Raw genomic sequence first — 18,264 nt, 5'->3', positions numbered from 1 at the left:
TCCACGGCCCGGGCGCTCGGGGTAGCGTGGGGCCATGCCGGAATCCACCGAAGCCGAGATTGAAATCGCGGCGACCCCGGAACGGATAATGGCGGTGATTGCCAACATCCCCGATTACCCGCAATGGTGTCCCGGCGTCCGGAGCGCTCGGGTGGACAGCAGCGGGGCCGATGGACTTCCACAGGACGTGGAACTGGTCTTTGATTCCGGACCGATCAAGGACAGCCACCGCTATCGCTATGACTCTTGGACCGATTCCGAAGTTCGCTGGCACCTCACCGCAGGTCAAACCGTGAGTGAACTGATCGGCAGTTACCGCTGCGTCGCTGCGGAAGCGGGTAGCACCACGGTCCACTATCGGCTGACGATGAAACTCACGGTGCCCATTATCGGGGCGCTTCGCCGACGAGCGGAGAAGGTCATTGTGCGGACAGCCCTGCAAGGTCTGAAAGATCGGGTGGAGGAGTTGGCATGACCGACTCGAGAGTGCTGCTGTTCACCGGCAAGGGTGGCGTCGGAAAGTCGACGCTATGTTCCGCGAGTGCGGTAGCAGCGGCTGATTTGGGTCTGCGAACTCTGGTGATCTCCACTGATCCGGCGCACTCGGTGGCCGACGTGTTCGGCATTGATGCCTCCGGGGGTGGGCCGCTGCCGGTCTCGGATCACTTGGACGTTTTGCAGTTGGACAGCCGGATGCTGCTGGAGCGATCCTGGCGCTCGGTGCAGGAGTACCTATTGAAAGTGCTCGATACCGCTGGGATCGGCAACGTCGCTGCCGAGGAACTCACAGTGCTGCCAGGCGCCGAAGAAGTATTGGCCCTCCTGGAGGTGCGCAACTACGTGCGCTCTGGCGACTACGATCTCATCGCCCTTGACTGCGCACCCACCGCGGAGACGCTGCGGTTGCTGTCCCTACCTGAGGCACTGGATTGGTACATGCGCAAAATCTGGCCGGTGGAGCGCAAAGTAGTCACTGCCTTGCGCTCACCGTTGACTCGGACAACTGGTGTGCCGATGCCAGGTTCAGATGTATTGGATGCAGTGGAGCGGCTGCATGATGATTTAGCGGAGGTGCGATCAGTACTCACCGCGCCAGGTTCGGCAGTACGACTGGTCTTTACCCCTGATGCAGTAGTGCTAGCAGAGGCTCGTCGGACACTGACATCACTAGCTTTGTTCGGTTACCGGGTAGATGCCGGGATAGCTAACCGAATCTTTCCTGCCGGTGCTGATGAATGGCGCAGCGGCTGGGCCGAGGCGCAGGCTGAGCGACTCCAGCAGGCTCGCCAAGACATTGCCCCGCTGCCGGTACTGACCGCGCCCTATCGAAGCCAGGAGCCGGTCGGGGTGGCGGAGCTCCGCGAACTCGCTAGTGAAGTTTACCCGGACCAGGATCCGTTGGGATTGCCCGAAGCCGAGCCACCGCTGCAGCTGGAGCGACTGGGCGAGCAGATCGTCGTCGTCCTGCGGCTGCCGTTGGCGGTCAAGGGAGATGTCGATCTTGCGGAGCGCAATACAGAACTGATTGTCACCGTTGGCGGGTATCGGAGAGTCTTGGCTTTGCCCTCGGCGCTGCAACGGCACCAAGTAGTGGGTGCTGGACTCGCTGACGGGGTTTTACGAGTGCGTTTCCTTCCGAAGGATCAGGTGCGGTAGTAGCCGTGCACCCCGAAGTGATTCGTGGCTGGGTACTCTGGTGGCAGCCAACTTGCCATGCGGGAGATTGCAGATGACCGACGAGCCGTGGTGGCACAACAATGACGAGGTACCGCCGGATCCGGTGGGTTCGGCCGCCGAAGAAGCGGGTCGACTGTTCACCGCTGTCCGCGATCGGCTGATGTCCGATCCCACAGCATTGCGAGCAGGTGCTCGGCTGCTGGATACCTTCGCCACGTTGCAGGGTCATACTGGTTCCCTGCCCGGTGAATCCTCTGAATGCGCCTATTGTCCGTTTTGTCAGGCCATGGCGCGGGCGAAATCCTTGAGCCCCGAGCACGTGGAGCGACTGACAGCCGCAGCCGTGGAATTCGCCGACACCGTGCGCACCATCGTCGGCACTCCAGACCAAACTGACGATGATCGGGTTCGCCACGTGCCGCTGGACGAGGACTTTGAGGACTGGCCGGAACCTGACGAAGCCGGCGCTGTGGTCGACGAGTCCGTCGATGTTCGGGCCGAGTCTGATCAAGAGCAGGAAACCGACGCCCCAAATCAGTAGCCTTTCCCTGATTAGGAGGCGAAGGTGTCGCTGTCACTGGGAATCGACATCGGCGGTACGAAGATCGCTGCGGGCGTCGTAGATGAAGACGGAAAGATCCTTGCACAAAATCGGCGATCTACGCCGGCACGCAATCCAAGTGCTGTTGTTGATGCCATCGTCGAACTGGCGCAGGAATTTAACGACTGGTCCTACGATCGCATTGGCATAGGTGTGGCCGGTTTGGTCGATGTCTATCGATCTCGAGTCATCTTCGCACCCAATCTGGGTTGGGCAGACGAAAAGCTCAAGGCCGCTATCGAGGAGCGAACCGATCGGCTCACCGTGGTGGAAAATGATGCCAACGCGGCTGCCTGGGGAGAGTTCAAGTTCGGTGCTGGCCGAGGATCCACTGACATGGTCATGGTGACGGTAGGCACCGGTATCGGCGGCGGCATAGTGCTCGGCGGCGAGTTGCAGCGCGGTGCCCACGGGATGGGGGCAGAGCTAGGACATTTGCGGTTGGTGCGCAACGGTCAGTTTTGCGGCTGTGGCCGGACTGGTTGCTGGGAACAGTATGCGAGTGGAAACGCGCTAGTACGGACTACTCGGCAGTTGGCGGTCAAGCGGCGCAAGGAGGCCAATATCTTGCTGTCATTCGGTGACGGAACGCCAGAAGGAATCCGGGGGCGTGACATCACTGCGGCGGCTAAGAAGGGCGATCCGGTGGCGATCGATGCTTTCAAGGAGATCGGTAAGTGGCTGGGTCGGGGGATGGCCGAGGTTTCGGCGTTACTTGATCCAGGCTGCTTTATCGTGGGCGGTGGTGTCATTGATGCTGGTGACTTGCTGCTGGAGCCTGCTCGGGAGGTTTTTGGCTCCGAGGTGGTGGCTCGGGAGCACCACGACGTGACTTCGATTATTGCCGCCGAGTTGGGAAATGATGCCGGCATCGCGGGTGCCGCTGACCTCGCCCGGCACTAGCGTCCGCCTGCCACGGCTAGCGGCGTGAATCAGTGAAGCCCTTCTGCGCCGGGCCCTGGCTAGGAACACTTAGCTGTGGTACCCCGGGACGAGTTCGGTGGCTAGTTGCTCCATGAACAAGCCGATGTCGGTCACCACGCCAACGGCCTGTGCGGAACCGCGATCGGACAGTTTCGTCACCGTGGCCGGATTAATGTCGACACAGACCAGTGGTACAGCTGCGGGCAGGAGGTTGCCGGTGGCGATGGCATGCAACATTGTGGCCACCATGATCGAGTAGCCCACCCCATGAATAGCGGCTCGCATCGCCTGCTGGCCTTCAATCACATCGGTGTAGACATCGGGTAACGGCCCATCGTCGCGGGCGGAACCGACCAAGATGAATTTCTTGTCGTTCTTCACCATCGCGTGCATGATGCCACCGGTGATCGTCCCCGCCTCAACTGCGGCCGCGATAGAACCGGCGCGACGGACGCGGTTGATAGCACGCAGATGATGTTCGTGGCCGTGATCCACCCCGGTGGCGTTGCTGAGATCGACACCTAGGGATGTGCCATACATATTGGATTCGATGTCGTGGGTGGCCAGCGCATTCCCTGCGAACAGGACATCGACGAAGCCTGCCTCGACGAGAGCAACCATGGCAGGTCCGGAGCCAGTGTGGACGATAGCGGGGCCGCCGACCCACAGAATCTTGTTGCCCTCGGCCTTTACCCGGCGGAAATCGTCGGCGATATTGCGGACCTGTAAGGCTTGCGGTTTCTCGCTGGAGACGACTGAGTTCATGAACTCGAAAGCGCTCTCGTCCGGGTTCATTGACCGCGGTTCCATTCGGACCCGCACTCCCTCTGCTCCGACAACGACTTGATCGCCAATCTCGATCTCCGACATCGGTTTGGTTGCAGCGGCACCGTTGGCAACGACGATGCCGCAGTCCATCTCTGGTCGGTCCACCCGGTGCCAGTGTCCGTCGAGGAAGATTTCGGTTTCCAGATTGGTGGAGGAGTAGAAGCCTTCCGGGAACGCTCCGGCGACATCAGCGGTAACGAGAGTTGGCTCGCCTGGCTCGGTCAGGTTGGCGCCGTACCGTTGCAGTCGATTGATGACCTGTTGCAGCATCTCGTCTGAGGCAGCGGTCACGGCAATCCGAATTACGGAAGAATCTTCAGCTTTCTTACCCACTTCGAAACGCTCAATAACGTAGTCACCGTCTTGTCCCAGGATCTCGTTTAGGACTTTGGGTAAGCTGCCGTCGTCCAAGACGTGGCCTTGCATTTCAACCCGCTCGGTCGCGGCCATGGCACCTCCAACATGTTGAAAATAGCGTGCCAGATTCAGCCGGGGAATGCGTGTCCGAGGCGAGTTTGTTGGCGCTAAACCACCGCGCCGTCGTCCCAGCCTTCCCGGGGATTTTCCTCTCGGCGGGCGACCAGAGTTCCGAAGCCAATGATGAAGGCTGCTAGTCCCGCGGTGGTGAGAATGTTCGGCAGCCCGAGTACCGCGGTGAGCAGCAGCAGCAGTGGCCCGAGCACGACACCGCCCCAAGCGAAGCGAGAAATATGGTCCTTGGGCCGGGGGATCTCGGGAGGATGAGGTGGAAGGAACTCGTCGTCATGCTCGTCGTGCCACTCTTCACTGGGTGGGGTTGATGCGCCGGAAAGCGCTGTGCGACCGTCAATGAGTCGCGGAAGTCGTAACTCCGGCTGCGGCGGCGGTTCGCTGCGTACTAGCCGATCGGAAAGTTTGACAGTGTCTGAACTGGGGTCTTCAGCCAACAGCTGCGGAAGTACTAGGTCGATAGTGGCTCGTCCCCGCTCCACATCGGCGGCGGGGACCGAGATCATCACGGAGTCACCAGCGGCCTGTTGTTGGGCCGAGATGCCGGAGTCAGCGAGCAACTGAACGACATGATCTGCAAGATCGACAGGCGCACGGCAGAGCGGTGTGTGATCAGTCACTTCGACTCCTCTCCCCGATCGGTCGTTGCTTGGCTGAAACGCTTGGCGCCTCGGGGATGTTCCCGTTGTGGCCATCGTCTCACGCGCAGCCCCAATTCGCGGGTCTCGTTCGGCTACCGGGTGCTGCTGAGCTCGCGAGCGGGCATGAGTACCCTCGATCTGTCGACCAACAGCGTGCCAGCCAGGTGGTAGGGATATCGGGTGCATCTGACCCGCGTAGGCGGGTCGTTGGAACGATAACTGCAGGTTGTGCATCAAACTGGTGACGTCTGCGAATCGATGTCGTGGTTGGGTAGGCAACGAGCCTCTTGGTGGGGCAAGGTAGGGGAATCCCGACCGGGAAAGGAAGCGCCATGTTGTACTGGTTCCTCAAACGCTTCTTGCTCGGTCCCTGGCTGCGGATACTATTCCGGCCCTGGTGTGATGGCGAAGAGAATATTCCCGAAGACGGCGCCGCTATCTTGGTGAGTAATCATCTGTCCTTCTCGGACTCCATCTTCTTGCCGCTCGTACTGAAGCGCCGGGCTACCTTTCTGGCAAAGAGCGACTACTTCACCGGTACCGGGATCAAGGGTGCCCTCACTCGGCTCTTCTTCGGCGGTACCGGCCAAGTACCCATCGATCGCTCGGGCGGAAAAGCTTCCGAAGCTGCGCTGAGCACCGGTCTGCGGATCCTGAATGAGGGGCACCTCCTGGGTCTGTATCCCGAGGGGACTCGGTCCCCAGACGGATCGCTATACCGCGGAAAGACTGGTGCGGCTCGCATGGCCTTGGAAGCCGAAGTTGTAGTTGTTCCAGTAGCTATGATCGGCACCTACGAGGCGCAACCGACCGGGCACGTTTTGCCGCGATTGCGGCGAATCGGCGTTCGTTTCGGAAAACCACTGGACTTGTCGCGGTACTACGGCATGGCAGAAGACCGGTTCGTGCTTCGATCGGTCACCGACGAGATCATGTACGACTTGATGCAGTTGAGCGGGCAGCGCTACTCCGACATCTACGCGGCTGCTGCCAAGAAGCAACTGAGAGAAGATCATGGTCGGATCCCTGAGCAGAGCGATGGAACACATCCTGACGATCGCGCCGAGCAGCAGGCCTAACCGGACTACAGATCGCCCCCTCACGATGGTGCAGTTAGCCTAGAGGGGTGTCCACTATCGAATGGGACACCCGTCCGATTGCCCAAGCCATTCCGTGGCCGGATCAGGACGAGGTGTTGGAAGTCTCCCGACTGCTCGCGCAAACGCCCGGGCTCGTCCATGCGGGTGACTGTGGGCTGCTGACGCAACGGCTCGCTTCAGTGGAGCGTGGCGAATCCTTCGTACTCACCGCGGGAGACTGCGCCGAGACTTTTGGTGCCAATACCGCCACTTCGTTGCAGTCGCGGCTGCGTACGGTGCTGCAGATGGCGGTCATCCTCACCTACGGTGGCTCGTTGCCGGTGGTCAAGATCGGTCGGATGGCCGGTCAGTACTTCAAGCCGCGCAGCAAGCCGGTCGAGAATCGCGATGGGGTGGAACTACCGTCGTACTACGGCGACGCAGTCAATCAACTGCCCTTCGAACCGACCTCTCGCCGGCCCGATCCGCGCCGGATGCTGCAGGTCTACCAAGCCAGCTCAGCCGCGCTCAACTTCATCCGGTCCTTCACCCAAGACGGCAGTGCTGACCTACGTCAGGTGCAAAGTTGGAACCGAGACTTTGTCCGTCAGTCACCCGCGGGTCAGCGCTACGAACGGTTGGCCGCCGAGATTCAGCGGGCGTTGGACTTTATGCACGCATGCGGTGCCGAACATTCCGAGTTCCGTCGGGTGGAGTTCTTTGTCGGCCATGAAGCCATGTCGTTGGACTACGAGCGGTCACTGGTTCGGATCGATCCATCAAGCGGACAGGTGTACGGGTCTTCAGGTCATTTCCTGTGGATCGGCGAGCGCACTCGGCAATTGGACGGCGCGCACGTAGATTTTGCCTCCCGGATCAGTAATCCGATTGGGGTTAAGATCGGCCCCACGGCGGAACCAGACGAGGTTGTTGAGTTAGTGCGGGCGCTGGATCCGCACCGCACTCCCGGTCGGCTCACACTGATCACCCGTCTGGGTGCGGCCAACGTGCAAGATCGGTTGCCGCAGTTGGTATCGGCCGTCACCTCCGCTGGGCTGCCAGTGGTGTGGGTATGCGACCCGATGCATGGCAATACCAAGGAAGCGCCGTCGGGCTACAAGACTCGGCTATTTGATGATGTCGTATCAGAGGTGCGGGACTTCTTCGCCGTGCATCGCAGTTTGGCTACCCACCCGGGTGGGCTGCACGTGGAGTTGACCGGCGATGACGTTACCGAATGCATCGGTGGTACCGAGGGAGTCGCGGAAACCGACCTGGCGGACCGCTACGAGACGGCCTGTGATCCTCGGTTGAACCGGGAGCAGTCACTGGAGCTCGCCTTCATGGTGGCCGAAATGTTGGCCAGTGACTAGCGGCCAACAATCCTGATCAGCGGAACCCGACCAGCAAGCCCGACCAATGACCCCGACCAGCAAGCCCGGCCAGCAAGGCTAGCCGCGAACGGCGTTATCGAGGTAGCTGCGGCCCATGGCAGTTGCCAGCGTTGTTAACTCATGCGTTAGTTCGGGGAGATCGGCTGCTGCCAAGGCCTGTGCTCCGTCCACCAGTGCGATTTCCGGATGTGGGTGCACATCAATCAACAACCCGTCGGCCCCCACTGCCACCGCCGCCCGAGATAGCGGTCGCACCAACTCGCGTTTGCCGCCAGAGTGACTGGGGTCGATGACTACTGGTAGATGGGACAACTTTTGGGCAACGGGGACCGCGGACACATCCAGGGTATTGCGGGTAGCCGTCTCGAAGGTGCGGATGCCTCGCTCACATAGCACGATGTCCAAGTTTCCCCGCTGCGCGATGTACTCCGCCGCCATCAACCACTCCTCGATCGTGGCGCTCATCCCGCGCTTGAGCAGTACCGGCTTGCCCGCGCTACCAGCGGCTTGTAGCAGCCCAAAGTTGGCCATGTTGCGGGTCCCGATTTGCAGCATGTCGGAGTACTCGGCCACTACAGCCACATCTGCCGGATCCACGACTTCGGTCACGATAGGCAAACCAGTCTCGGCGCGAACCTCTGACAAGATCTGCAGTCCGGATTTGCCGAGACCTTGGAAAGCGTAGGGCGAGGTGCGTGGCTTGTAGGCTCCGCCGCGCAAGATCGTGGCACCCAACGCTTGGGCCAGTTGAGCAGACTCTAGGGTCTGCTCTGGGGTCTCTACCGCACATGGGCCAGCCATGACAGAGAGCACCCCGGGGCCGACAGGCACCCGATATTCGCCTTGTCCGACCCACACTGTCGACCGGTCAGGATGATGATCCCGGGATACCAACTTGAATGGGGTAGAAATCCGAACCGTCTCGGCAACTCCGGGCATGCCGGCGAGCTGCAGATCGGCGAACTGCTCCAGGTCTCCGATCAGTCCGATGATGGTGCGGCTTTCACCGCGGGAGACAAAAGCTTCCCCGCCAGCTTCGACCACTCGAGCCACGACAGCGTCGATTTCTGCGTTTTCGGCAGTGGCGTGCATGACGACAACCACGGGAATCCTCCGGATAACTGGGAAAAACCCAGGGTACCGGTCAGTGGCAGCTCATTGACGTGGCGGACCCGACGAACGGCGCGAAAAGCTGCAGATCGGGGTTGCTACTACTCGGAGGGGCTGATCGCACGACCTAGCTTGCGGATGGCAAAGGCTCGCACGATGTCGATAATCCCGGACATCAACGCCCAAGCCCCAGCAAAGATCAGCAGGGTGTAAGCCTTCTCAATCAGGAACTGTCCGGACACCCAGAAAGCGATGATGAGCATCAGGATGCCGGCGATCAGCCCGAGCCACCACAGTTCATTTTCTGCCTTCGAAGCGAACGCCTCCACGATCCATAAGATTGCGATCAGCAGGAACAAGAAGCCCAGTGAGTCAGCTAGCGCCAGGAAGGTGCCGCCAGGATTGAACAGCGCCCAGACACCTGCGATGACCAGCAGCACTCCGAACACGATCCACAGGATCTTCCAGCCACCAGGAGTGACTGCGGCCAAAAAGAAGTTCTGAATGCCGGTGAACAAGAACATGAAGCCCACAATGAACCCCACCGTGGCGGCGGAGGCGGTGTCGATTTGTAGGACAACTAGCGCGACGATCAGCCACAGAATGCCGGTGACCAAGTACAGCCACCAGTACTTACCGATGAATACTGCCTCTTCCCGCTCAGCTGCGGTGGTTTCTTGCGACATGATGCTCCCTTCGTCGCTAGCCCATTCCTAGCGGTCAGCGACACTGTGCGGGCAGAGGCGCGCCGGAGTGTGACCTGCTCGCAATGCCAGCGGGTTGTCAGAAGATGCTGACCGTAATGGTGCTGCCAGCGGGCGCATCGGTTCCGGGGTCCGGATCTGTTTCGTACACCCGATCCAATGGGGTGACGACACCCTCGGAGATTTTTACTTTGAATCCTGCCGCTTCCAAGATGGCCACGGCTTCGGCGCGAGGTAAATCAATCACGTTGGGGACCTCTACCGGCGGTGGCCCATCGGACACGATGACTTCCACTGAGTCGCCCCGGTACACCTTTGCCCCGGAAGCAGGCACGGTCTGGATTACCTTCCCCTCTGGGACGGTCTCTGATTCCTGCATGGTGATTCGCGGCGACAAGCCCAGGTCGGACAGTTGATCGCGAGCGGACTCTTCCGACATTCCGCCGAGGCTGGGTACCTGCACCGGTGCCGGGCCCTTCGATACCAGCAGGGTGATGGGGGCATCCCGTTTCGCTTTGGTTCCGGTCTTCGGATCGGTGCCGATCACGAGCCCTTTGTCGATGTCGTCATCAAACTTCTTGCGTTCTCCGACGACCTGCAGATTAGTGGCAGCCATGATCTCGATGGCTTCTTCCGGTCTTTCGCCACTCACATTGGGCACTGCGTAGCGTTCTGGGCCGAGCGAAACCACCAAGCCCACCTCGGAGCCTTCGCGTGCACTCGCACCAGCCTCTGGGTCGGTCCGGATCACTCGATCTGCGGCGACATCTTCCGAGAAGGCACGTTCACCCACGATTGCTACAAAACCCGCGGTGGTCAGCTTTTCGATGGCCTTTTCCGGCTTGTCGCCCGACACATTGGGTACTTCGGCGCGTGCCAGTGGATTGAACCAGAGGAATGCCGCCAGCCCAGCAACCAACAGCAGGATCACCGCGACAATGCCGATCTTTCGCCCCCAATCCGTGGCTGATCCATCGTTGTTGCGCCCCGCTGCTGCCGGAGCCGCAGCAGTAGTTGTGGCTTCATCGTCTTGGCTTGGATACGGCTGATCAGCGGTAGTCACATCGGAGCCAGCAGTGGTCAAAGGTCCGGCAGCGGGCAGATCAGCAAGCAGCGCTGCTGCTCGGGCCCGGAATTCGCCGACCGTTGCGAGTCGCTGGCTAGGATCTCGCTTCGTTGCCAGCATCACGAGTTCCGCTAACCCCGGCGGGCAATCGGGATTCAGTTCAGTCACTGGCGGCACTGCGGTATTGACATGCTGGCTGGCGACGTCCCAGGAGGTTTCGCCGCTGAACGGCGGCTCACCGGTCAGCAGCTCAAAGAGCAGAATTCCGGCCTGGTAGATGTCAGATCGCTCATCGGTGGGCTGGCCGGAAACTTGCTCCGGGGACAAATACGCCGCGGTGCCGATAAGAGCACCCGAAGTGCGGTTGGAGGGCGCTCGCAACGCCCGGGCGAGACCAAAGTCAGTGACTTTCACTGCGCCATCCGGGGTGATCAAGATGTTTTCCGGCTTGATGTCTCGGTGGACAAATCCCGCGCCGTGCGAAGAGTCCAGTGCCTGCAGGACCTGATCGAGGAGAGTAAGTGCTAGCGCAGGTTGGATGGCACCGGTCTCGCGCAGAACCGCCCGTAGTGTCCGACCCGGCACATACTCCATGATCAGGTAGACCAGACCGTCCCACTCGCCTTGGTCGTAGACGCCGACAACGTTGGGTTGTGACAGTCGAGCGGCGGCTTTCGCCTCGGCGTGGAAGCGGGCGAGGAAATCTGGATCTTCGGCCCAGCGCTCATGCATGACCTTCATCGCCACGAGCCGGTCCAGCCGGAGGTCTAGCGCCCGGTAAACGGTCGCCATGCCGCCGACCGCGATCCGGGATTCAACCCGGTAGCGGCCATCCACCGTGCGGCCGACCAAAGTGTCGGCGACCATCGTTTCCATCAGGATCGAGTGTACGGTCGCAAGGATGATTCACTAGCCACAACCGAGGTGATGGGAGGGAAGTCATGACGTATTTGATCGTGCTGACCTTCATTCTGCTCGGCAGCGCTTGGTTGGAATGGGGTTTGCGCACCCGAGTATTGCGCCGCTGGCGACGATTGCTGCTGGCGCTACTAATAGGTGGCGCGCCTTTTCTGCTGTGGGACATCTACGCAGTGGCGGCTGGTCATTGGTGGTTCGACTCGGAGCAGTTGAGTTCCGTAATGTTGCCATTCGGTATCCCGCTGGAGGAGTTTCTGTTCTTCCCCATAGTGGGCTTCGCGGGCATTTTGACCCTAGAAGCGGTGAGATCGGTGCGAGGTGGGCCGATGGGTGATGAGCCGGTAGCTGCGGTGTCCGCGAAGTCGGACGGTGCTGACGGATGAGCTACACCCTGATTGCGGTAGTTGCCGTGGCGGCCGTGATAGTCGTCGACTTGGCGGTATTGCGTACCCGATTGCTGTTGCGAGCGGATTTTTGGATTGCTTACGCCATCATGTTTTTCTTCCAGCTGCTAACCAACGGCGTGCTGACCGGCCGTGAAGTAGTTCAGTACGCCGATGATTCGTTTCTTGGCGTGGGAAACGACGTTGCCGAGCCAGTCTTCATCGGCTCTGGGCGGCTGTTCTTCGCTCCGGTGGAAGACCTGCTGTTTGGTTTTGCCATGATTTTGCTCATCTTAGCGGTGTGGATTTGGCTGGGTCGGCGCGGTTTGCAGCGGACTCCGACTAGCGGGCCGCCGCGCTGGCAAACCCCGATCGAGGCGGCGGAATAGTCCCCGATCCGAAATGTTTGCGTGCTCGCCGGGCAGCTAGCCAGTGTGGTGCTGCCACTTGCAGTCGCTGCATGGTTGGCACCTTTGCCCGTTGATCGAAAATTTGGTAATCGATCGCCTCCACCCGGTCAGCGATGCCGCAGTAGAGAACTCGTGCAGCTTCGATAGTGTCTCGGACCGCTGGATGTAGTAGTTCGATCGTCGGCTGGGCGCGCTCGGAAAGTTCGCGGACCCGGGTTATCTGGTCGGCAAGGGCCGCTCGGAGATCATCGTCAACGACTCGGCGTTGTAGTGATTGTCGAGTGACGCCGTGCTCAGCAAGCTCGGATAGCGGCAGATAAATCCGGCCTCGCTGGAGATCCTCGTCGATATCTCGAATGAAGTTCGCCAGTTGAAATGCAATACCGAGGTCCATGGCGCCGGCAGCACATACCTCGGTATCGGTGGGTTCCAGCAGTGGGAGCATCTGCAGCCCGATGACCGCGGCAGATCCGTAGACGTATTCGTGGAGGTCTTCGTAGGTCTGATAATCAGTGACGGTGAGATCCATCGCCATCGAATGCATGAAGGCGGTGAACGTGTCGGCGGGAATCTGCCACCGCATCGCGGTATCCGCCACCGCCGCCAACACCGGTTCGGCAGCCTCGCCGCGGTCAAGGGCGACGAGGAGTCGCTCATTCAGATGATCCAGCGCTGCTCGACGCTGTCCTACTGACCGATCGCCAAAGGCATCAACGATCTCGTCGGCGTAGCGGGCGAAGCCATACAGCGCGTGCACGAAAGGTCGCTTGGCCGGCGGTAGCAGCAAGGTCGCCAAGTAGTAAGTTTTCCCATGCTCGGCGTTCAACCGCCGACAAATGGCATAGGAGCGCTCCAACCAGGGATCAGTGATCCCGGCAGCGGCTAACTCGTTACGCATGAGGTGATTGTTTCACCTCGGCAGTGTCAGCGGGAATCGACCCGGCTGTCGAGTCGGCGTTGGTGGCCCAGTCGTGCCGAAACATTTAGGAAACAACCACCATCTGCTCGGCGCGCTGCTGTGCGGCATGGCTTTCTGGATGCAAGCCATGCGAGCCGGGGTCCTTCAGGACGAGTTTGCGCTCTCGCGGACTAGCAAGCAGGATCAACGCCACGATCCCAATAGCTACGCCGATGGCGACAAGGTCGGTGAGTTCCAGCAATGTATCCGACGTGGCGCTGCTCTCCGCCATTCCGTGAACCGCAAACGCTGCAGTCAGCAGTACCGTCCAGCGCAGTTGCCGCTCGCTGAGCCCAGTCACCGCAAACAGCGGCAGCGCCCACAGCAAATACCACGGCTGAATGACCGGCCCCAGCAGGATGACGGCCCCGAAAGCCAGCGCTGTGCCCCTTAACGCACTGCGGCCCTGCGGTCGCAGGCACAGATAAGTCACGATGATCAATGACAGCACTAGCCCAATCGCTCGGAAAAATGCCACGGCCCCGTCATTGCTATCGGTCAGTCCCACAAACTCCAGGGCGCCACCGAAGATCATGCCGAGGGCGGTCGGTGGCGATAGCCAAGTCTTTACTTCCCCCGGTGCTGACAGCGCAGACAGCCACCCCAAGCCGGTACCGGTCATGAGAGCACAGATCCCGAAGGCAGCTGCGGCGGATAGCGTCACCCAGATCCAGGCGACGATTCGGCGCCCGAATGATGAGTGAGTGCCCGCCAGCAAAATGCCAATGAACGGCAGCGATAGAAAGGCGATTGGTTTCACGGCAGCAGCTAGTCCCACTAAGGCGGCACCACCTAGAGCAGATCCGAGACCGCGGCAGGCGGCGAGGAAACCCAGCAGCATGAGTCCGGTCATGAGCGCGTCGTTGTGCGCCCCAGCAATGAAGTGCATGATGACCAGCGGATTGGCAACCGCGATCCACACCGCCTTCGACGGATCGATGCCATGCTGTCGGGCCAGCGCGGGCACCGCCCATGCCATCATCGCTACCCCGATCACGGCGAGCAGTCGGAACATGATGGCACCAAGCAGGGCGTTTTCACCGGCGAACTCGGCGACCCCGCGGGCTAACATCAGCCAAAACGGCCCGTAGGGAGCAGGGGTGTCTCCCCACATCGGGTCTGCACCATCGGCGAACCACCGGTCCAGAACTGAAACGCCACTGGCGTAGGGGTCATAGCCCTCTAACAGGAGCCGGCCCTGGCCAAAGTATGAGTACACGTCCCGGCTAAACAGCGGTGGCGCGAAAAGAAGTGGCACTGACCATACGGCCACTAATGCCGCTATCCGCTCCGGTCGCCAGGGCAAACCAGACAGAAGGTCGTATCCAGTGACCAGCCAGGTCTGCAGCAAGACGGCAATACCAGCAGCGATCATCAGCCGCGACAGCACCAGTCCGGAAGAACTGTCTCGTAGCAGTGCTCCCAGATCGGCGTCATGCAGGCTGGAGTTCAGCGGCAGCCAACCCACACCGATCGCGCCGATGGCTACTAGCGCCGTACCGATGAAGCCAGGGAGCCCATAACGGAGGAGAAACTGTGGCCAGGTATCTCGGTCGCGCATCCCGGTGTCGGGTTCAGGGGGTGCCGGCGAACTGCTCACGCTACGAGGCTACCTAGCCGGGCACCAGTGGCTGTGGCTGGATCTGGAATCAGCCAACCAAACCTCCTGCTAACCCGCGACGATCCGCTCCGCGGCAAGTCGGCCGGAGACCAAAACCATGGGCACCCCAACGCCTGGCTGGGTGTTCGAACCAGTGAACACCACGTTCTCTCCCCACAGATTGCCGCTGCGGAAGGGGCCGGTCTGCATGAACGTGTGAGCGGCTGCGAAGGGTGCGCCAGCAGCCATCCCGCGTTGCTCCCATTCAAGTGGAGTGGTGATGTGCTCTACCTCGATGGAGTCGGCAAAGCCGCGGTACCCGGCACGTTCCATCGTGGTCAGCATGTGATCTCGATAGCGGGGTGTTTCCCGTTGCCAGTCGATATCCGCGGTGGTGTTGGGCGTGGGGAAGAGGATGTAGTAGGCGTGCCGCCCGGCGGGGGCTAATGATGGATCGTCCTTGCTCAAGCAGGTGACCATGAAGCTGGGATTGCTCATCACCTCGCCGCGGTCAATGATCTCCTCGAAGGTTCCTCGCCACGACCGGCCAAAGTGAATGTTGTGATGCGCAATCGCAGGGTATTCCGCTGTCGAACCGGCGAGCATGACCACAGCAGACGGGCTGTACTTCAAGCGGCGCAGTGACCACTTATCCACTCCCAGCAGGTCGCGATAGGCCACCGGCAGATCGGCATTGACAACGACCACATCGGCGGCAATTCGCTCACCGTCAGCCGTAATGACAGCGCTAGCGCGACCATTACTGTGCTCAATCCCTGCCACTTCGGTCTCGTAGCGGATATCGACACCGTGCTTGGTGGCTGCCCCGGCCATCGCCACTGGTATTTCGTGCATACCGCCGCGCGGCACACTAACCCCGGCGACGCTGTCCATGTAGGAGATCACTCCGTACAGCGCCATGGCCTTCAGCGGTGAGACGCCGGCGTACATGGCTTGGAACGAAAGCGCCCGAATCGTGCGGGGATCAGTCAGGTACTGCCGGACTTTCCGGTCCAGCCGTAGGAAGCCGCCCATGCCTACTAGTCGAAGAAGGTTGGGGGTCAGTAAGTTCCAGGGATGGTCGATGTTGCGATCGATAAAGTCGGAAAACTCCACTTCATATAGTCGTCGCAGGTAGGCGACATAGCGGCGGTAGTTGTCAGCCTCGGCTGGTCCACACTCCGCGGTGATTTCCGCTGCCATCCGGTCAATGTCGGAATAGACATCTAGCTGACTGCCGTCCGGGTAGTAGGTGCGGTAGGCAGGCTCGAGTGGCATCAGGTCTAACCAGTCGGTGAGTGACTCACCCACGGCTCCCAGTGCCTCGTCAACTAGTGACGGCATGGTGAGGACCGTGGGGCCGTTGTCAAAGGTGTAGCCGGAGTCCACGATGCGTCCCGCTCGACCGCCCGGGATGCTGTCGCGCTCCAGCAACGTTACTTCTCGACCCTGTCCAGCTAGTTGCAGCGCGCAGGACAAGCCAGCCAAACCTGCTCCCACAACGACAACACGATCGGTGGGTCCGGAAACGGTCTTCATGTCAGTACTTCCTTTGCGTAGCGGCGGTGATGAGGCCGTCCAATACCGCGGTACTGGTGCTGTCGAGCAGCGGGTTCGCGGCGGCCATACGAGCCTGTTCGGTGAGAACGGAAATCTGCTGCTCGACTTGGTCCCGGGCGCCGGTCGCGACAATGAAGTCGGTCATGGCGGCCACCGCGGTGGCATCTGCGGCGGCATCACCGAAGTGGGTGAGGAACCCATGCTGTTGTTGGGAAGATGCTTGCTCTAGGGCATGGGCCACCAAGACGGTGCGTTTTCCCTGCAGCAGATCATCGCCGGCAGGTTTGCCAGTAGTGCTCGGATCACCGAAGACTCCCAGTAAGTCGTCCCGCAGTTGGAAGGCTTGCCCCAGTGCTAGGCCGTAATTGCGCAGCAATTGCATGACCTCCGGTTGGCCATCGGCCAGCGCGGCGCCCAACTGCAGTGGCCGCTCAATGGTGTATTTCGCGGACTTGTAGGTGATGACCCGCATCGCTGACTCGGTGGTGGGCGTTCGTCGCGCCTGTTCCAAGATGTCGAGGTACTGGCCAGCCATCAGCTCGGTGCGAAGTTCGTCATATACGGCTTTGCCGCGGCCGAGAGCGTCCGGTGGCAGATCCGCCTGCATCAGCAGCATGTCAGCCCAGGTCAGACATAGATCGCCAACCAGGATCGCCGCGCCGGTGCCGAAGTCGGCTGCCGAGCCAGACCACTGGTCTTGTTCGTGTTGGGTTTGGTACTGCCGATGCACTGCCGGAGCACCACGGCGGACGTCGCTGCGGTCCATGACATCGTCGTGGATCAGCGCGCAAGCCTGCAGCATCTCCATGGCGGCGGCAGCGGTAATGATCGGCTCGCAGTCCGCACCTCCGGCCGCCCGCCAGCCCCAGTACAGGAAGACCGCGCGCAGTCGTTTCCCGCCGGCGACAAAATCCGACACCGTGTCAGCGAGCCCGGCCGCGTCCGGGCTGATGCTGGCCAGCGGTGGCCGCTGCACGGCAAGAAACTCGGTGAGGCGTTTGCCAACGCGTTCCCGGACGTCATCAACCTGCCAAGGCTCAGTGATTTCCACTCTTTGAGGGTACGGGTCGGCGAACCAGGCACAACTCCACTCCCCGGCTAGTGGCAACTGTCGGTCAGGAGCGGCGGGGTAGCTCGGCGGTTACGAGCGGTCAGCAGCGGCAGCAGCGCCATGCGGATTCGGCGCCCGACCGGTTTGGCGAATGCCTGCCAAACGGCGAATTGGTGACTTTGAGTGCGTTGCTGCACTAGGTTCGGCCTCAATGTCTACCCGTGGAGGAATCTGAAGTGAGCGAGTCACAGCCGACAGCCGATGAGTCAGCAAGTACTGGCGGATCAGGCAGCAGCAGGTCCCTTCCCTGGCAAGTCGCCACCATTGTCCTCGCGATCGCAACCATCGGATTCGCGATCTGGGGCTTCAATACAAGTAGTCAGTTGAGCGAAGAGCAGGCATCCGCCCAGCAGCAGATCGCAGACTTGGAGCAGCAACTGACAGCCGCGGAAAATGCCGCCAGTGTCAAGGACGCTGCCGAGGAGAAGCTCATTGAGTCGTTGCGGAGTAAGGCTGACGAGTACAAGAGCCAACTCAAAGTCGACACCAGCGATCTGAAGAGTGATGCCACTGAGATCAAAAAGCTGGAGCAGGAATATGACGACGCGCAGGTGGAGGCAAAGAAGAAGGAGAATAACCTCGAGGCCCAGCTGAAGGCGTCTCAGGCTGAGGCGGCTCTCGCCAAGAAGTGCGCAACGCTGATGGCCAACGGGCTGATGAAAATTTTCGAGAGTAAACCCACCAGCGCGATCTTCAAAGAAATTGATCAGTTGCTGTCTGATGCCTCGGCGGCTTGCGGCAAAGTCATCGACGTCAACGATTCCTAACTGGCGCTCGGGCTGCCACTGGGCTGCAGCACGGCGGTACCTGA

Annotated in this window: 18 protein-coding genes; 9 read left to right on the top strand and 9 right to left on the bottom strand. The window is 60.7% G+C overall.

Going from position 1 to position 18,264, the window contains the following annotated elements; translation table 11 throughout:
• Positions 1-34 precede the first annotated feature (34 nt).
• The 4 genes from K0U62_05495 (at position 35) to K0U62_05480 (ending at position 3,181) form a co-directional block, all read left to right on the top strand.
• Complete coding sequence (locus K0U62_05495) at positions 35-475, top strand: SRPBCC family protein (protein MCH9800980.1); 441 nt, start codon at positions 35-37, stop codon at positions 473-475.
• Entirely contained in the window at positions 472-1,656 is a 1,185-nt protein-coding gene (locus K0U62_05490) for an ArsA family ATPase (protein ID MCH9800979.1), read from the top strand. The genes K0U62_05495 and K0U62_05490 overlap by 4 nt, the downstream gene beginning before the upstream one ends.
• 73 nt (positions 1,657-1,729) lie before the next feature.
• Entirely contained in the window at positions 1,730-2,218 is a 489-nt protein-coding gene (locus K0U62_05485; GenBank protein MCH9800978.1) for a hypothetical protein, read from the top strand.
• A gap of 24 nt (positions 2,219-2,242) precedes the next feature.
• Positions 2,243-3,181, top strand: a complete 939-nt coding sequence (locus K0U62_05480) for an ROK family glucokinase (protein ID MCH9800977.1) — start codon at positions 2,243-2,245, stop codon at positions 3,179-3,181.
• A 69-nt stretch (positions 3,182-3,250) separates the two neighbouring features.
• On the opposite strand, the gene K0U62_05475 is transcribed toward K0U62_05480, so the two are convergent.
• Together K0U62_05475 and K0U62_05470 are read right to left on the bottom strand one after the other, a co-directional pair.
• Entirely contained in the window at positions 3,251-4,480 is a 1,230-nt protein-coding gene (locus tag K0U62_05475) for a TIGR00300 family protein (protein ID MCH9800976.1), read from the bottom strand.
• 74 nt (positions 4,481-4,554) lie between these two features.
• Complete coding sequence (locus K0U62_05470) at positions 4,555-5,139, bottom strand: hypothetical protein (GenBank protein MCH9800975.1); 585 nt, start codon at positions 5,137-5,139, stop codon at positions 4,555-4,557.
• 353 nt (positions 5,140-5,492) lie between these two features.
• Between K0U62_05470 and K0U62_05465 the strand changes: the two genes are divergently transcribed.
• Positions 5,493-6,239 carry a 1-acyl-sn-glycerol-3-phosphate acyltransferase gene (locus K0U62_05465; protein MCH9800974.1) on the top strand — a complete coding sequence of 249 codons (747 nt, stop codon included), beginning with the start codon at positions 5,493-5,495 and terminating at the stop codon, positions 6,237-6,239.
• Positions 6,240-6,286: 47 nt separating this feature from the next.
• On the top strand, positions 6,287-7,612 hold the full coding sequence (locus tag K0U62_05460) for a 3-deoxy-7-phosphoheptulonate synthase class II (protein MCH9800973.1): 1,326 nt from the start codon (positions 6,287-6,289) through the stop codon (positions 7,610-7,612).
• 78 nt (positions 7,613-7,690) lie between these two features.
• On the opposite strand, the gene aroF is transcribed toward K0U62_05460, so the two are convergent.
• The 3 genes from aroF to pknB all read right to left on the bottom strand — a co-directional run bounded on the left by aroF (position 7,691) and on the right by pknB (position 11,389).
• The gene (aroF, locus tag K0U62_05455) at positions 7,691-8,737 is read right to left on the bottom strand and encodes a 3-deoxy-7-phosphoheptulonate synthase (protein ID MCH9800972.1); all 1,047 of its coding nucleotides are present in this window, start codon (positions 8,735-8,737) and stop codon (positions 7,691-7,693) included.
• A 107-nt stretch (positions 8,738-8,844) separates the two neighbouring features.
• On the bottom strand, positions 8,845-9,429 hold the full coding sequence (locus tag K0U62_05450; GenBank protein ID MCH9800971.1) for a DUF308 domain-containing protein: 585 nt from the start codon (positions 9,427-9,429) through the stop codon (positions 8,845-8,847).
• A gap of 97 nt (positions 9,430-9,526) precedes the next feature.
• On the bottom strand, positions 9,527-11,389 hold the full coding sequence (gene pknB, locus K0U62_05445) for a Stk1 family PASTA domain-containing Ser/Thr kinase (GenBank protein ID MCH9800970.1): 1,863 nt from the start codon (positions 11,387-11,389) through the stop codon (positions 9,527-9,529).
• Positions 11,390-11,454: 65 nt separating this feature from the next.
• Here pknB and K0U62_05440 point away from each other — a divergent pair, with 65 nt between their 5' ends.
• Both K0U62_05440 and K0U62_05435 read left to right on the top strand, forming a co-directional pair.
• The gene (locus K0U62_05440; protein ID MCH9800969.1) at positions 11,455-11,814 is read left to right on the top strand and encodes a lycopene cyclase domain-containing protein; all 360 of its coding nucleotides are present in this window, start codon (positions 11,455-11,457) and stop codon (positions 11,812-11,814) included.
• Entirely contained in the window at positions 11,811-12,203 is a 393-nt protein-coding gene (locus tag K0U62_05435) for a lycopene cyclase domain-containing protein (GenBank protein ID MCH9800968.1), read from the top strand. Before K0U62_05440 ends, K0U62_05435 begins: the two co-directional genes overlap by 4 nt.
• On the opposite strand, the gene K0U62_05430 is transcribed toward K0U62_05435, so the two are convergent.
• The 4 genes from K0U62_05430 to K0U62_05415 form a co-directional block, all read right to left on the bottom strand.
• Positions 12,157-13,122, bottom strand: coding sequence for a phytoene/squalene synthase family protein (locus K0U62_05430; protein ID MCH9800967.1), 966 nt, complete (start codon positions 13,120-13,122; stop codon positions 12,157-12,159). The two genes, K0U62_05435 and K0U62_05430, sit on opposite strands and share 47 nt — an antisense overlap.
• A gap of 85 nt (positions 13,123-13,207) precedes the next feature.
• Positions 13,208-14,782: a polyprenol phosphomannose-dependent alpha 1,6 mannosyltransferase MptB gene (gene mptB / locus K0U62_05425; GenBank protein ID MCH9800966.1), complete on the bottom strand. Its 1,575-nt coding sequence runs from the start codon at positions 14,780-14,782 to the stop codon at positions 13,208-13,210.
• A gap of 69 nt (positions 14,783-14,851) precedes the next feature.
• Entirely contained in the window at positions 14,852-16,321 is a 1,470-nt protein-coding gene (crtI, locus tag K0U62_05420; GenBank protein ID MCH9800965.1) for a phytoene desaturase, read from the bottom strand.
• A gap of 1 nt (position 16,322) precedes the next feature.
• Positions 16,323-17,393, bottom strand: a complete 1,071-nt coding sequence (locus K0U62_05415) for a polyprenyl synthetase family protein (GenBank protein ID MCH9800964.1) — start codon at positions 17,391-17,393, stop codon at positions 16,323-16,325.
• 236 nt (positions 17,394-17,629) lie between these two features.
• Here K0U62_05415 and K0U62_05410 point away from each other — a divergent pair, with 236 nt between their 5' ends.
• Positions 17,630-18,220, top strand: a complete 591-nt coding sequence (locus tag K0U62_05410; GenBank protein MCH9800963.1) for a hypothetical protein — start codon at positions 17,630-17,632, stop codon at positions 18,218-18,220.
• Positions 18,221-18,264 lie beyond the last annotated feature (44 nt).

Source organism: Actinomycetes bacterium (genome assembly GCA_022599915.1).
Classification (GTDB): Bacteria; Actinomycetota; Actinomycetes; order S36-B12.
Note: the sequence above shows the minus strand (reverse complement) of the source record. Positions and strands in the feature narration are given on the sequence as shown.